At 64.1% G+C, this 14,939-nt stretch carries 12 protein-coding genes; 1 reads left to right on the top strand and 11 read right to left on the bottom strand.

Annotated elements, in window-relative coordinates; translation table 11 throughout:
* Positions 1-17 precede the first annotated feature (17 nt).
* From LB566_RS04485 to LB566_RS04470, 4 genes are all read right to left on the bottom strand, one after another.
* Positions 18-992, bottom strand: a complete 975-nt coding sequence (locus LB566_RS04485) for an ABC transporter substrate-binding protein (RefSeq protein ID WP_224623415.1) — start codon at positions 990-992, stop codon at positions 18-20.
* Positions 993-1,440: 448 nt separating this feature from the next.
* Positions 1,441-2,205 (bottom strand): SDR family oxidoreductase, encoded by a 765-nt coding sequence (locus LB566_RS04480; protein WP_224623413.1) that lies wholly within the window; start codon positions 2,203-2,205, stop codon positions 1,441-1,443.
* 80 nt (positions 2,206-2,285) lie between these two features.
* Positions 2,286-3,083 (bottom strand): DUF427 domain-containing protein, encoded by a 798-nt coding sequence (locus tag LB566_RS04475; protein ID WP_224623411.1) that lies wholly within the window; start codon positions 3,081-3,083, stop codon positions 2,286-2,288.
* Positions 3,084-3,330: 247 nt separating this feature from the next.
* On the bottom strand, positions 3,331-4,986 hold the full coding sequence (locus tag LB566_RS04470; protein ID WP_224623409.1) for an ABC transporter substrate-binding protein: 1,656 nt from the start codon (positions 4,984-4,986) through the stop codon (positions 3,331-3,333).
* Positions 4,987-5,099: 113 nt separating this feature from the next.
* Between LB566_RS04470 and LB566_RS04465 the strand changes: the two genes are divergently transcribed.
* Positions 5,100-6,002, top strand: coding sequence for a LysR family transcriptional regulator (locus LB566_RS04465; protein WP_224623407.1), 903 nt, complete (start codon positions 5,100-5,102; stop codon positions 6,000-6,002).
* 22 nt (positions 6,003-6,024) lie between these two features.
* Here LB566_RS04465 and LB566_RS04460 read toward each other — a convergent pair whose 3' ends face one another.
* The 7 genes from LB566_RS04460 to LB566_RS04430 form a co-directional block, all read right to left on the bottom strand.
* Positions 6,025-8,076, bottom strand: coding sequence for an ABC transporter ATP-binding protein (locus LB566_RS04460; protein ID WP_224623405.1), 2,052 nt, complete (start codon positions 8,074-8,076; stop codon positions 6,025-6,027).
* The gene (locus tag LB566_RS04455) at positions 8,069-8,947 is read right to left on the bottom strand and encodes an ABC transporter permease (RefSeq protein ID WP_224623403.1); all 879 of its coding nucleotides are present in this window, start codon (positions 8,945-8,947) and stop codon (positions 8,069-8,071) included. Before LB566_RS04455 ends, LB566_RS04460 begins: the two co-directional genes overlap by 8 nt.
* Entirely contained in the window at positions 8,944-9,897 is a 954-nt protein-coding gene (locus tag LB566_RS04450) for an ABC transporter permease (RefSeq protein WP_224623636.1), read from the bottom strand. The genes LB566_RS04455 and LB566_RS04450 overlap by 4 nt, the downstream gene beginning before the upstream one ends.
* 70 nt (positions 9,898-9,967) lie before the next feature.
* Positions 9,968-11,632: an ABC transporter substrate-binding protein gene (locus tag LB566_RS04445; RefSeq protein WP_224623401.1), complete on the bottom strand. Its 1,665-nt coding sequence runs from the start codon at positions 11,630-11,632 to the stop codon at positions 9,968-9,970.
* Between the two features lie 233 nt (positions 11,633-11,865).
* A complete protein-coding gene (locus LB566_RS04440) occupies positions 11,866-13,050 on the bottom strand; it encodes a mandelate racemase/muconate lactonizing enzyme family protein (protein ID WP_224623399.1) in 1,185 nt (394 codons plus the stop codon).
* Positions 13,047-14,153, bottom strand: coding sequence for a mandelate racemase/muconate lactonizing enzyme family protein (locus LB566_RS04435; RefSeq protein WP_224623397.1), 1,107 nt, complete (start codon positions 14,151-14,153; stop codon positions 13,047-13,049). The genes LB566_RS04440 and LB566_RS04435 overlap by 4 nt, the downstream gene beginning before the upstream one ends.
* A 29-nt stretch (positions 14,154-14,182) precedes the next feature.
* Complete coding sequence (locus LB566_RS04430) at positions 14,183-14,875, bottom strand: GntR family transcriptional regulator (protein WP_224623395.1); 693 nt, start codon at positions 14,873-14,875, stop codon at positions 14,183-14,185.
* Between the last annotated feature and the right edge of the window lie 64 nt (positions 14,876-14,939).

Raw genomic sequence — 14,939 nt, 5'->3', positions numbered from 1 at the left:
TTCTCTAGTCGGAGCGATCACTGTGCCCAGGCTTTCCAGTCGGCTTCGTGGGCGGCGATCCAGGCGGCGGCGACGTCCTCCGGCGTCTTGCTGCCGAGGTCGATCTCACCGCTCATCTTGTTGAGCTCGTCGGTGTCGATCGTGTAGGCCTTGGCCACCTTGTAGGCGACAGGCCATTTGTCCTTCATGCCGTTCCAGGCATATTTCCAGATCTCGCCATGCGGCTTGCCGCAATCATACTTGGCATCGGGATTTGTGCCCCATTTCGGATCGCTGTAGCATTCGGGCGTGTATTCGGGGAATTCGACCCATTCGCCCTTGTATTTGGCCGGCGCCCAATGCGGCGAATAGATCCACAGCATGATCGGCGCCTTGCGCTGATAGGCCGAATCCAGCTCCGCGAACATCGCCGCGTCGGTGCCGGCGTGGATGACGGTGAACGGCAATTTGAGTGCCTCGACACGCTCGTCGTCAAAACCCTCCCAGGTCACGGGGCCGCCGAGATAACGGCCCTTGGGTGCCGTCTCGGCCGTCGAAAAGGCCTCGGCGCATTTCGCATCCTTCAGCGCTTCCCAATTGGGCAGGCCGGGGCATTTCTCCTTCATATATTCGGGGAACCACCACTCTTCCTTGGCCTTGGGGCCGAGTTTGCCGAGGCGCTCGGTCTGGCCGGTGGCATCGGAAGCCTTCATCGCCTCGCCGGCGGTCGTGTCCCAGAATTCCAGGCCGACATCGAGGTCGCCATTGGTGAGACCGGTGGTCAGGCTGGAGAGGTAATCGGCGGTCGGATATTCGACGGTGTAGCCGAGTTTTTCGAGAATGCCGCCGAGAATCTTGGCGTTGAGATTGACGCTGGTCCAGTCGAACAGCGCGATCTTGATGGGATCGTTGGATTCAGGGGCTGCGGCGTGGACGGAAAGCGTTGGCAGGCTTAGTGCCGCGAGCGCGGCGGCGCCCATGGACAGTTTAGAAACTCTGCTCCGAAATGACATGCTTGTTCTCCTTCAAGCTGTGACGGTTATCGTTCGTTCCCTTCTTGCGTCTTTCTGCCCTTGTTGGGTTTTTTCTTGATTGTGTTGGAAAGACCTGCCCTTGCGCAAGGCCGTTTCCGCCATCGCGCGGCCAAAACCGGCGCAGGCGGGATTGTGCAGAGTTTTTGATTTGCGGAAACGGTGCTGAGAGGGTCGGCGTCATAGCTGCCGACGGATCGCTGCGACAGCGATCGCCTGCGGGTCGATTGCCAGCCTTATGGCGCCCTGCAAAATGCGGGCCATCAGGGTCCCCTGACCTCGGCTATCGGCCCGGCAAGCCCCATCGCCGGGACGGTTTCATGGGATGAAATTATATATACCAACGTTCATCGCGCGCAACGACTAAGGCTTGCTGGATAAATATTCGGACCGCAGGCGAGGTCGCACCCCACCCACCGGCCGAGCCACCTTACCAGCAGACATAGCCGCCATCGACGATCAGGTCGAGGCCGGTGACGAAGCTCGACGCGCGGCTGGCCAGGAACACGGTCGGCCCAACCATTTCCTCGGGCGCCGCCATGCGGCCCATCGGCGTGTCGCGCTTGAAGATCTTGATCTCTTCCGCCACCTCCGGGCGCTTGTTCATCGGCGTCAGCGTGTAGCCGGGGCTGACCACATTGACGCGCAGGCCGCGGTCGGCCCACTCCATGGCGAGGCTCTTCGACATGTGGATGACGGCGGCTTTCGAGGAATTGTAATGCGCCTGCGTCAACCCGCGATTGACGATGGTGCCCGACATCGAGGCGATGTTGACGATCGAGCCCTTGCGCCGCGCCAGCATCTTGCGCGCTTCGGCCTGGCAGGACAGGAACACGCCGGCGACATTGACCTCGTGCACCTTCCGCCACGTCTCCAGGGCCATCGTCTCGGCCGGCTCCGATCCGGCGATCCCGGCATTGTTGACGGCAATCGTCAGGGCGCCGAGTTCGCTCTCGACGCGATCTGTCGCAGCCGCGAGATCGCTCTCGGACGTCACCGTGCCCGTCAGCACCAGCGCCTTGCGGCCAAGCGCTGCGATACGCTGTGCGGTCTCCTCCAGCCCGCCCTTCGATGCATGGCCGAAACAGGCGACGTCGGCGCCGGCCTGCGCCAATCCGATCGCGATTGCCTGGCCGATGCCGCTGCCGGCACCGGTAACCAGCGCGACATCGCCGTCCAGCTTGAAAAGATCCATCGATAGCCCTCCCTGCTTCGGGGAGGGTATGCGCTGTCCCGCGTTCCGATCAAGCCTTCAGCGCGGGCATGGCGACACGGCTAGAAATAGCCGTCGGAGGCGGCCGTGGCTTCTTTCGGGATCTCGACGCCGTCGACCAGGATCTTGTCGACCAGTTCGTGATGGAAGCAGACCAAACCCTTGATGCGCTCCGCCTCATGCACCGGCTCGGGATAGTACCAGACGAGGTTCTCGTGGCGCTTCTTGCCCGTCGTCACGTGATAGTAGTTGGAGATGCCCTTGTAGGGGCAGCGCGAGATGTAGCGGCTGGGCGCGAACATATCGAGCCGCGTGTCGGAGATCGGCAGATAATGGCGTACCGGATGGCCGGTCTCGAACAGGAACACGCCGCGCCGTGAATCGGCGACCTGCTCGCCGTCCAGGATCACCTGCACCCGCCGTGTGGACGGCAGGCAGTCGACCCGTCGGAACGGGTCGCGGGCGTGGACGAAGATCTCCTCGTCCTCCTCATACCAGTGCGTCATCTTGGGCCAGTAGAAGGACATATAGTCCTCGATCGGCGGACAACCCTTGACGGGGTCGAGATAGCGCCAGGCGGCATCCTCGACCAAGGTGATGCCGGTGTTGAGCGAGTAGTGCGTGGCGATGCCCTTGAATGGGTCCTCCGTCACCGTCCTGCTCGGCAGCAGGAATTCCTCGCGCACGTCACTCATCGGGAAGTAGTAGACCGGCAGGTGATCGGATTCGTAGAACACCAGCGCCCTGGTCGTGTCGGCGACGATCATCGATCCCACCTGCACGCGCAGCCGCTTCTGCGTCGGCATGGTGAAGGCGACGTAGCCGGGCTCGAACTCATACTGCACGATTGTGTCGAGCAAGGGAAAATGCGGCCCGCGGCCGCGCAAATGAGGCTTGCGAATGGTAGTCTCCCGTTTCTTTTCTTTTGTCATCGAGTGTTGGCGCAAAGCGAGATGAACCTGGGATTGAGTCGTCGTATCGGAGTGGGTTTCCGGGCGGCGGGCTTCTCCTGAGTCGGGCGGCTCGAACGATGGCCCCCCATCGCCCTTCGCAGCCCCGCTGGCGGATAGCCTCGCCGCCCGAAAGCGGAAATTGTCCATTCAGCCTCTATCCCAGCGACACCCGGTCGAGCAGCAGGCCGGCGGCGATCGGCGGTAGCCCGCTGACATTCTTGCGCACCGGCACCAGGAGGTCGGGGAAATAGCTGAAGATGACAGGCGTCTCGTCAAGCAGCAGCTTCTGGATGTCGGACGCCGCCGCCCGCTGCGCGTCGATGTCGAGCGCCTTGAGATAGGAAGTGACCATGCCGTCATAGGCCGGACTCTTGAAATGCGCCGCGTTCCACGGACCGTCGCTGACCAGAGGGCTTTTCAGGAACACGTTCGGCACGCTGCGATGGGCGTAGTCGGTGATGCCGAGCGGGCTGTCCAGCCAGTCCGATTGACCGAACACCGCCTTGCCGTAATATTTGTCCTGGTCCTCGATGTTGAGCGAGACGCGCGCGCCGATCTCCTTGGCGAAGTTCTGGAACAACTGCGCGTAGCCGGGAATATCGGAATAGCGCAGCGTCGTCAGCGTGATGTCGAAGCCGCTGCCGAGGCCCGCGGCTTCCATAAGCTGCTTGGCCTTGGCGATGTCCTGGGAGCGCTGCGGCACCGACTTATCGGTTGCGGGAAAGGCCGGCGCAAACGGGCTGTCATTGCCGGTCGCCGCCATCCCGCGGCACAGCCCATCCACCAGCTTGGAACGGTCGATGCACAGCGCCAGCGCCTGGCGCACGCGCTTGTCGGTGAAAGGCGCCATGTCGCAGCGCATGTGAAGCTGGCGGTGCGCGGTCGAGGCGACGCGCAGCACGGTGATGTCGGGGCTGTTCAGCACCACCTGGCTGACATCGAGCGGAACGGCGTCGAGAATGTCCACTTCGCCGGCCTGCAGCGCCAGGATGCGCGGCTGGACATCGCCGTAGAATTTGAACTCGAGCCGGTCGGGCAGCGCCTTCTCGCCCCAATAATCGGGGTTGCGGATGAAGGTCGCGCCGACTTTCGGCGTGTAGGTCTCCAGCCGGAACGGGCCGGTGCCTTCAAAGGTCTTCTCGTAATCGCCCATGTAGCTCGCCGGCAGGATGACGGCATTGTAGTTGTCGATCGACACCGAATAGGGAAAGCTGCCGTTCGGCACGTCGAGATGGAAGGCGACGGTGTGGTCGTCGACCTTGCGGGTGCCGCCCTTCGACAGCAGGCCCTTGAACACCGAAAGCGCGTTCGAGGCCCCGTCCGGGTCGGCCAGCCGGTCGAAGGTCGCGACGACGTCGTCGGCCTTGAAATCCTCGCCATTGTGGAATTTCACGCCCTTGCGCAGCTTGAACGTCCAGACGCTGCCGTCTTCGTTCGGTGACCAGCTCTCTGCCAGCACCGGCTTCAGCGTGAGGTCCGGCTGTGTGATGCAGAGGAATTCGGCGGTCTGGAAAACCAGCTGGTAGCTGCCGCTGTCGTAATAGGTTACGGGATCGATGGCGCCGCCTGGCGTCGCCACGCCGGCGCGCACCGTGCCGCCCGGCTTGCCTTCGGCGCGAGCCTTTTGCGTGCCGAGGCCGGCAGCGGCGACAAGGCTGCCCAGGAACGGCAGCGACAGGCCGAGAACGCTGCCATGGCGCAGGAAATCGCGCCGGTCGAGCCGGCCGGCCAGCAATTCGTCGACAGCGGAATTTTCGATTGCAGTCAGATTCCGGCGGGCGATGTCGATCCTCTCGAAATGCTTCGGCATGGCTGCAATCCTCGCTTGTCTTGGGGCAGGCCATCTAGTTCATCGTTGACCGCGACCGGAAAGCGATATTTTTTGATAGGGTCTATCGGAATTTTCGATGTGGGAGCGAAGGTATGGACACCGAAAACCTGCGCAGTTTCTTGGAGATTGCCGAGCATGGCAGCTTCACCGTCGCGGCCAATCGGCTGAACCTTGCCCAGTCCACCGTCAGTGCGCGGATAAGGGTGCTGGAGGAGCAGTTGGGGCGACGGCTTTTCGTCCGCGACCGCGATGGCATCACGCTGACGCCGGCCGGCCGCCAGTTCCTGCCGCATGCGTCCGCAATCACCCGCACCTGGGAGCAATCGAGGCAGGACATCGCCGTTCCCGATGGCTACGAAACACTGCTGCGGCTGACCGCGCCCGCCTATCTGTGGGAGCCCATCACCTCGCCATGGGTCGAATGGATGCGCGCCGAGCGGCCGAACGTGGCGTTGCGGCTCGAGGGCAGTTTTCCCGATCTGGCGATCGACCAACTGGCCGAAGGCCTGCTCGACATCTGCATCCTCTATCTGCCGCGGCCGCATCCCGGCATCGTTTACGAAACGCTGGCCGTCGATCAGGTGGTGCTTGTCCAGCATGCCGCGCAGACGAAGCCGTGGACCGAGAACTACATACTGATGGACTGGGGGCTCGAATTCCGCATCGAGCATGATCGGGCGTTTGCCGGCATGGTCAAGCCGGCCATTTCGGCCGGCCTGGTCTTCATCGGGTTGCAGCACGTGCTGTCGCAGCAAGCCGCCGCCTATCTGCCGCTCAGCGCCGTCAGCGGCCATATCGAGCGCGGCGAAATGAAACGCGTCGCGAACACGCCCGTGTTCCAGCGGCCGATCTATCTTGCCTATCCCAGCAATCCGGCGTCGTCGGACGTGCTCGACGTGGCCTTGGCGGGATTGCGGGCGCTGACGAGGGATTGGGCCGGCGAGCAGGGCTTTGCCGAGGGCGACCGGTCCTTCAGCATGGCCGGCCGTCTGTGAAGGGCAGGGGCCGTATGTTCGGCTATGCCGGCTCGGTATCGACCGCTGCCGGCCTCTGCAGCCTGGCGAGTTCCGCGTAGGGAATATGGCAGCGGATCGAGTGTCCGGGGCGCGCCTCGGCCAGCGGCGGTTCCTGCTGTTCGCAGATCGGGCCGATCTTGCGCGGGCAGCGCGTGTGGAACACGCACCCCGAGGGCGGGTTGGTGGCGCTGGGGATTTCGCCGTCGAGACGGATGCGTGCCGCCTCGGTCTGGTCGAGCCTGGGCACGGCCGACAGCAGCGCTTCGGTGTAGGGGTGATGCGGGCCGGAGAAAACCTCTTCCGACGGTCCGAGCTCCATGATGCGCCCGAGATAGAGCACGGCAATCTTGTCGGAGAGGTAGCGCACCACGCCAAGGTCATGCGAGATGAAGATGTAGCTGACGTCTTCCTTCGCTTGCAGATCGGCGAGCAGGTTGAGGATCGCCGCCTGCACCGACACGTCGAGTGCCGAGGTCGGCTCGTCGCACACGACGATGCGTGGATCGCCGGCGAAGGCGCGCGCTATGGCAACGCGCTGTTTCAGCCCTCCCGACAGCTGGCGCGGCTTCACGGCCAGATGCCGGTCGGTCAGCCGCACCGAGCGGACGAGGTCGTCGAGGCGCGCCTCCAGCGCCTTGCCGCTCAAGCCTGCCAGCCGCTTCAGCGCGCGGCCGATCAGATGCCTTATCGAATGCGAGCGGTTGAGTGCGGAGTCCGGATTCTGGAAGACGATCTGCATCGCCTTGACCTGGTCTTCGCTGCGGTCCCCAAGCCGCGGCGCCAGCGCCTTGCCCTCGAGCTCGATGCTGCCGCCGTCGTCGGGCGGCACGAGGCCGAGCAGCAGCCTGGCGAAAGTAGTCTTGCCGCTGCCGGATTCGCCGACCAGCCCGAGCGTTTCGCCCGGCCTGAGATCGAGCGACACGTCCTTCACCGCGCGCAGCGAATGGCCATGGCTGGCAAAGGTCTTGTTCAGCCCGGCGACCCGCAATACCGGCGCGGCCGCGGCTTTCGGGGCGGCGGGCGCGTCGATGGGCGTCGCGCGCGGCAGGGATTGCGCCTTCTCGTGATAGTGGCAGCGCGACAGCCGGCCGCCCAGCTCGTAGAGCGGCGGCAACTCGTTGCGGCAGCGGTCGGTAGCGAGAGCGCAGCGGTCGGCGAAGGGGCAGCCCTTGATGTCGGCCCCGATGCCGGGCAAAAAACCCGGGATGGTGTCGAGGCGGCCCTGGTCCTTGCGCTGGCCGCCGCGCGGCAGGCAGCGCAGCAGCGCCACCGTATAGGGGTGGCGGGGATCGTTGAAGACGGCCTGCGTCGGTCCTTCCTCGACCAGCATGCCGGCATAGAGCACGCCGACGCGGTCGCACATCTTGGAGACGACGGCGAGATTGTGGCTGATGAACAGGATCGAGGCCGACAGTTCTTGCCGCAGCTGCGCGATCAGGTCGAGAACCTCGGCCTCGACCGTCGCGTCGAGGCCGGTCGTCGGCTCATCCAGGATCAGCATCGAGGGATCGTTGGCCAGCGCCATGGCGATCGCCACGCGCTGCTGCATGCCGCCGGAAAGCTGGTGCGGATAGCGTTGCATGACGCTGACCGGATCGGAGATCCGCACCCGGTTGAGCATGGCGATTGCGCGATCCTCGGCTGCCTGCCCCGTTTTGCCGCCAAGCTCGAAGATCTCGGTCAGCTGGCGACCGATGCGGATCGACGGGTTCAGCGCCTTGCCGGGGTCCTGATAGACCATTGAGACGCTTTCGGCCCGCGCCCGCCTGAGCGCCTCGGCATCGAGCTTCATGACGTCCTGGCCGTCGAGGAAGATCGCGCCGCCTGATATCGAACCGTTTCTAGGGAGGTAGCGTACGACGGAAAGGGCGACCGTGGATTTGCCGCAGCCGGATTCGCCGACCAGCCCATAGGCCTCGCCCCGGCCGATGGTGAGGCTGAGATTGCGCAGCACCGCCCGGTTGCGGCCGGAAACACGATAGGCGACCGACAGGTCGTGGAGGTCGAGAGCGTTCTGGGCCTTCGCCTTCCAGGCCTTGGCGGCTTCAGTCATTGAACGCTCCATGCACGCCGTCGGCCGCCAGGTTGACGCCGATCACCAGTGAGGCGATGGCGAGCGCGTCGAACAGCACGGTCCACCAGAAGCCGCCGCCGATCATGCCGTAATTGCTGGAGATCGAGAGCCCCCAGTCCGGCGACGGCGGCTGGATGCCGAAGCCCATGAAGGAAAGCGTCGCGACCGCGAAAATGGCATAACCCAGCCGCACGGTGGTTTCGACCAGGATCGGCGGAATGACGTTGGGCAGGATCTCGACGAACATCGTATGCAGCGCGCTTTCATGCCTGAGCTGGGCGGCGGCGACATAGTCGAGCTCGCGTTCGGCCAGCACCGCCGAGCGCACGGTGCGCGCGATGATCGGCGCGAAGCTCAGCCCGATGACGACGATGACAGTGGTCTTGGACGTGCCGAGCGCCACGATGGCGAGCAGCGCCACGATCACCACCGGGATTGCCATGAAGGCCTCCAGGATGCGGCTGACGACATCGTCGACGATGCCGCGGAAATAACCGGTGAGCAGCCCGAGCGCCGTGCCGGCCACCGTCGCCAGCAACGTTGCCAGCGGCGCGACGGTCAGGATGTCGCGCGAGCCGACGATGACGCGCGAGAATACGTCGCGGCCGATCTGGTCGGTGCCGAACCAGTGTTCGGCCGAAGGCGGCGCCAGCGCGTTGATGATGTCGTCGGCAAGCGGATCGTAGGGCGCGAAATGTTCGCCGAACAGCGCGCAGGCGACCCAGAACAGCACGATGGTGATGCCGACGAGGAAGGTGCCGGAGCGAAGCAGCGAGGACAAAACCTCCGCCAGCTGGCTGCGCTGGCGTGTGTCGTCCTGCCTGGCGGGACTGGTCTGGACGGCGCTCATTGTTCTGACCCCAGCCGGACGCGTGGATTGAGCACGGAATAGAGGAAGTCGGCCACAAGGGTGGCCACGGCATAGACGATGCCGATGGTCAGGATGCCCGATTCCAGCATCGGGAAATCCTTGCCGCGCGCGGCGGTGAAGATCAGCGAGCCGATACCCTGGTAGCGGAACAGCGTCTCGATCACCACGAGGCCGCCGATGAGATAGCCGGTCTGGGTGGCGATCACGGTGATGGTCGGCAGCAGCGCATTGCGCATCACATGGCGCCAGATCACCGTGCGCCAAGGCAGGCCCTTGAGCACCGCGGTTCGCGTATAGTCGGAATCGAGCGCCTCGATCATGCCCGAGCGCGCCATGCGCGCGATATAGCCGAACAGCACCAGGAACAGCGGCAGCGCCGGCAGGATTAGGTAGTAAAGCTGCGTGAAGAACCCGGCATCACGCGGCCATGCCGCCGAGATCGGCAGCCAGCGCAGCCAGACGCCGAAGATCAGGATAAGGATGATGCCGGTGACGAACTCCGGCAGCACCGTCACCGACAGGCCGCCAAGGCTGATGATGCGGTCGAGCGGCCGGTTGAGATTGAGGGCTGCGACGACGCCGCCAAGGATTCCGATCGGCACCACCAGCACGAAGGCGACCGCCGCCAGCTTCATCGAATTTCCCAGCGCATCGATGACGAAGGGGGCGACCGGCGAGCGGAAGATGTAGGACGTGCCCATGTCGCCCTGGACGAAGTTTGAAATCCAGCTCCAGTACTGGGCAAGCAGTGGCCGGTCGACGCCGAGCGAATGGTTGAGCGCATCGACGGCGCGCTGGTCGGCGAACGGCCCCAATATGGCGCGCCCGACATTGCCGGGCAGCACCTGCCCGCCCAGGAAGACCATGATGCTGAGCAGGAACAGCGTGACGAGCGAAAGCGAGACGCGCCGGACAAGGAAGGAGAGAATGGCTAACACTCCCTGAGTAGCCAGCTCCCGTCAGGAAGCTGGCTGTTATAGGATTGGCTTTCCCTTCCGCTCAGGCCTTCGACGCCTTTTCCAGGAACAGCTGCGACATCGCGGTCGGCTGCACGCCGGCCACGCCCTTCGCCGTCGCCGTCAGATAGTCGTAGAAATAGCCGAAGATGACCGGCGTCTCCTCGAGCAGAAGCTTCTGGATCTTGCCTGCCGTCGCCTTCTGCGCTTCGAGATCGAGGGCCGCGATATAGCTGGTCGCCAGCGCGTCGTAGTCCTTGTTCTTGAAGTGCGCCGCGTTCCATGTGCCTTCGCTCTTCAGCGGGGCGGCAAGATAGACGTTCGGCACGCCGCGGTGGCCGTAGTCGGTGATGCCCATTTCCGAGTCCAGCCAGTTCGATTTGCCGAACACGGCGTCGCCGTAATAGGCGCTCTGGTCGAGGATGTTGAGCTCGAGCTCGATGCCGATTTCCTTGACCCAGTTCTGGATGAGCTGGGCATATTCGGGGATTTCGAGATAGCGTTCGGTGGTCAGCGTCATCTTGAAGCCCTTGCCGGCCCCCGCCGCTTCCATGAGCTGCTTGGCCTGCGCGATGTCCTGCTTGCGCTGCGGCACGCTCGCATCGGTCGAGGGATAGACCGGGGCGAACGGGCTGTCGTTGCCAGCCACGGCGCGCCCCTTCATCAGGCCCGCGACCAGCTTGTCGCGGTCCAGGCTGAGCGCGATGGCGCGGCGCACGCGCGCATCCTTCATCGGCCCGTCGTCACAGCGCAGGTGCAGTTGCTGGTGCGCCGACGATTTCAGGCTGATGATGTCGATGTTGGGATCGTTGAGCAGCGCCACGCCAGACAGGACAGGCATCTGGTTGATGATGTCGACCTGCCCGCCTTGAAGCGCCAGGATCATTGGCTGCATGTCGGCAAAGAAGGTGAATTCGGTGCGTTCCGGCAGCGCCTTCTCGCCCCAATAGTCCTCATTGCGGACGAAGGAAGCGCCGACCTTCGGCGTGTATTTGTCGATCTTGAAGGGCCCGGTGCCGTCGAAGCTCTTTTCGTAGTCGCCCTTATAGCTCGCCGGCACGATGACGGCGTTGTAATTGTCCGATGACACCAGGTAGGGAAAGTTGCCGTTCGGGGCGTCGAGGTGGAATTCCACCGTGTAGTCGTCGACCTTCTTGCTGGCGCCCTTCGACAGGATGCCGGTGAACACCGACAGTGCGTTGGATGAGTTGGCCGGGTCGGCGAGCCGGTCGATGCTGGCCACCACGTCGTCGGCCTTCATTTCGCCGCCGCTATGGAACTTCACGCCCTTACGCAGCTTGAAAGTCCACACCGAGCCGTTGTCGTTCGGCTTCCAGCTTTCAGCCAGCGCCGGCTTGAGCACGAGATCGGGACCGTCGACGCAGAGGAACTCCGCGACTTGCTGCATGATCAGCAGGCCGCCGGCATCGGCGATCGTGACAGGGTCGATCGTCGCCGCCGGCACGCTGCTTGCGACGCGGATCGTGGCGCCTGGCGCGCCTTGCGCCCGGGCGAGCGACGGCATGGCACCGAGGCCCGCGGCCGTGGTGATGCCGCCCAGCAGCGGCAGAGACAGGCCGAGCAGGCTGCCATGGCGGATGAAGTCGCGGCGGCTGACACGGCCGTCGACGAGACCGTCGATGAGATGATTTTCGAGCGGCGAGCGATTGCGCCGGATGAGATCGAGAATGCGATAATTCTTGCTCATGGGTTTGACCCTTTCCCCTGTTTCTTATGGTTGACGAAAATTCGCGACTACACCGTTTCCGGTCGCCAGAGGCCTGTAGACCGGGACTGTAGCACGCGGTTTTGTCCGGTCCATCCAGTCCTTGGCGTGGACGTGCCGGTTTCTGGGCTGCACTGCTTCCTCTGGTCCGTGGCCACCCTTTCCGATCGGGATCGCGGCGGCTGGCTTCTTCTGTTTTGGCCGGCCGCCCTCATCTAGTTCAGCGGCAAACGACGGTAAGTTCCGGGCTTTGCCGGATCGTGATATTTGTCGCAGGGGCCGTTCTCGGCGAGGTCGCGATGGCAGGCAGCGAGCCGTTCTCGCGACAATGTGATGCCGAGACCGGCCCCCTCCGGGACGCGCACGACATTGTTCCTCGGGCAAAACGGTCCCTCTTCGGTTATGTCCGTCGGTTGCATGCGAAACAGCGACTGGTTCGGCTCCCGTATCCAGCCGAGTGCCGCGCACAGATGCAGGTAGGCGGCGCTGCCGATGCCGCTGTCGCCGCTGTAGCACCAGAAATCGATGCCGGCGTGCTCGCAGGCGCCGACGAAGCGCAGCATGCGGCCGATGCCGCCATGCGCCGTCGGATTGCCGACGAAGGCGTCGGGCACCTTGAGGTCCATGGCGCGGGCGATGTCGATGTTGTGGGTCGAGAACGGGATCGAGCAATGGCGCCTGAGTTCGCGCATCTCCTCGATCGTCGCCACCGGATCCTCCCAATTGCGCACGCCAAGCTCTTCCAGCGGCCGCGCCAGTCGCCGGGCGGTGCTGAGCGAATAGGCCTGGTTGGAATCGATGCGGATCATCGCATCGTCGCCGAGCTTCCTGCGGATCAATTCGATCATCTTCAGCGAGATTTTTGGAGCCTGCGTCGAGAACTTCCCTTCGAAGAAGGTCGTTCCGTGCGTCTCATGAAGCTCGACGCAATAGTCGGCGACCTCCTCCGGCGTCGTCTCGCCTTTCACCCTTGGCCCGTCGCCGCGCAGCGAGAAATAGTCGGTGAATGGGATGTCCTTGCGCACGGCCCCGCCGAGCAATTGGTAGAGCGGCTGGTTCCACGCCTTGCCGCGCAGGTCCCAGAGCGCCATGTCGATCGCGCCGAAGGCCATGATGCGGGTGCGGTCGTTGATCGACTGCACGCCGGTCCAGTAGGGGAGGCAGACATGCTCGGCGCCGGCGATGTCAAAGGCGTCGCGGCCCACGAGCCGCGGTGCCAGGATGTCGTTGATGATCGCGGCTGCTGCCGGTGTCGGTGCTTCGCCGAGGCCGATCAGGCCATCTTCGGTCTCCACTTCGACAATGGTCGGCGAGAAGCCGTCGAGTTCACCGAACACCCAGGCATAAGGCGCCTCCAGCCTGAGGTTGATCGGCGTCGCCTTGATGCCGCGGATTTTCACCGGCCGACCTCGAAGAAGGGCTTGCCGAGAAGATCCGGGAGGACGTCGATGCCGAGGCCCGGACCATCCGGAACGCCCATGCGGCTGCCGGTGACCGGCGGCTTGTTCGACGCCGTGCGCACCGTCACCCATTCGTGGAAGGCGATGGCGTGCAGGCGGCGCTCCAGCGGCGTCGACAGCGACAGATGCGCCATGGCCGCAGTGTCGATCTCGGCGCCGCCAGTGTCCTCGACGGTGATCATGAAGCCGAGGTCTACGGCGACATCGCGGATCAGCCGGGTCCTGGTGACGCCGCCGAGCCGCGAGATCTTCAGCGTCAGCCCGTCGGCCGCGCCCCGGCGATGGATTTCCAGCATGTCCTCGAGCGAGGTGACGGATTCGTCGAGCACCATCGGCTTGTCGAGCATGCGGCGCACCGACATGGTTTCCTCGATCGTCGTGCAGGGTTGCTCGAATGTGTAATCAATCGAGCGCGTCGCATCGGCGAACTGGCGCGCCTGGTAGGGCGTCCAGCCGGCATTGGCGTCGCAGAAGATGACAGTGTCTTTCGGCACTGAGGCGGCGACCGCCGTGACGCGTTCGATGTCGTCGCGGACGTTGCCGCCGACCTTGACCTGCAGCCGTTGGAAGCCATCCTTGACGATGCGCTTCGCAAGCGCGGCCATGGCATCGACGCTGCCATGGGTGACGACCTTGTAGAGCTCGGCCGTATCGCTCTCCTTACCGCCCAGCATCGTCACCAGCGGCACGTCGGCGGCGCGCGCGGCGAGATCCCAACAGGCCATGTCGAGCGCCGACTTGATGTAGGGATGGCCCTTGAAGACGGTGTCCATCAGCCGGCCGATGCTGGCGAGGCCGCGTGGCTCCTGGCCGATGAGGTGCGGGGCGATCTCCATAACGCCGGCACGGGCGCCCGCCGGGAAGGCGGCCGAATAGAAATTGCCGAGCGGCGCCATCTCGCCCCAACCGGTGATGCCATCGTCCGAGGAGATGGCGACGATCACCGCGTCGAAGGCGTCGGCGACGCGCCCCTTGGACATGCGGTAGGGCCCGTCCACGAAGGGCTGCACGACATGGTAGGCTTTGATGGTTGCGATCTGCACGTTGATGTCCGTTATCCGCCGGGGAAGGATCAGGCGCCTTTCGACGGGCGCCGTTCGAGGGCGCGCGCGTAGGCAAGAAGCTCTTCGAAGTCGTGGTCTATATGCTCGCGGGCGTGGCGCTGGGCAGCGCGCATGTCGTCGCCCTTGAGCAGCCGCACGTAGGTCTCGTGAACGTCCTCGGCGGGCACGGCTTCGTCGCGTGCCTGCTGGTGCAGGGCGAAATACATCTGCAACCGGCTGGTCAGCCGCTGCCATATTTCCAAAAGAACGGAATTGTCGGCCCATTCGTGAATCAGGCCATGCAGTTGCAGTGCGGTTTCGATCTGCCTTGTGGTGTCGCGGTCGCGCGTCGCCTGCTTCACCGCCTCATGGCGCCGGTCGAGCTCATCGAAAAAGCGCCGGTCGCGCAGCTCCCATGTCCGCTCGATGGCGAATTCGTCGAGCACCTTGTTGAGCGAGTAGACGTCGTCGATGTCCTTGGCGGTGACATTGATGACGAAGGTGCCGGCATAGGGAATGCTGGTCAGGATGCCTTCCTGCACCAGCTCGCGCATCGCTTCGCGCAAAGGCGCGCGGCTGACGCGCATCTGCTCGGAAATCCGCAGCTCGTTGAGCTTCTGGCCCGGCTCCAACTGGCCGGTCAGGATTGCCCGTCGCAGCAGCGCCACGATCTCCGCGCGTCGCGTCGTATCCGCGATTGGACTGAAGTCCGCCCTTGCCATCCGGCCACTCCCGACGAAACAAGGGCAAGACAAGCAGATTGTCGACAATCTAACAAGAGCTTTT

Source organism: Mesorhizobium sp. CA13 (assembly GCF_020165235.1).
Lineage (GTDB): Bacteria > Pseudomonadota > Alphaproteobacteria > Rhizobiales > Rhizobiaceae > Mesorhizobium.
The sequence above is the reverse complement of the archived record's forward strand: the minus strand, read 5'-3'. Positions and strand labels throughout refer to the sequence as shown.

Bases quoted from the DNA above. Each gene is read 5' to 3' on its own strand.
- LB566_RS04445 (WP_224623401.1), bottom strand. From the start codon at position 11,632: ATGAGCAAGAATTATCGCATTCTCGATCTCATCCGGCGCAATCGCTCG.
- LB566_RS04485 (WP_224623415.1), bottom strand. From the start codon at position 992: ATGTCATTTCGGAGCAGAGTTTCTAAACTGTCCATGGGCGCCGCCGCG.
- LB566_RS04430 (WP_224623395.1), bottom strand. From the start codon at position 14,875: ATGGCAAGGGCGGACTTCAGTCCAATCGCGGATACGACGCGACGCGCG.
- LB566_RS04480 (WP_224623413.1), bottom strand. From the start codon at position 2,205: ATGGATCTTTTCAAGCTGGACGGCGATGTCGCGCTGGTTACCGGTGCC.
- LB566_RS04460 (WP_224623405.1), bottom strand. From the start codon at position 8,076: ATGACTGAAGCCGCCAAGGCCTGGAAGGCGAAGGCCCAGAACGCTCTC.
- LB566_RS04455 (WP_224623403.1), bottom strand. From the start codon at position 8,947: ATGAGCGCCGTCCAGACCAGTCCCGCCAGGCAGGACGACACACGCCAG.
- LB566_RS04470 (WP_224623409.1), bottom strand. From the start codon at position 4,986: ATGCCGAAGCATTTCGAGAGGATCGACATCGCCCGCCGGAATCTGACT.
- LB566_RS04465 (WP_224623407.1), top strand. From the start codon at position 5,100: ATGGACACCGAAAACCTGCGCAGTTTCTTGGAGATTGCCGAGCATGGC.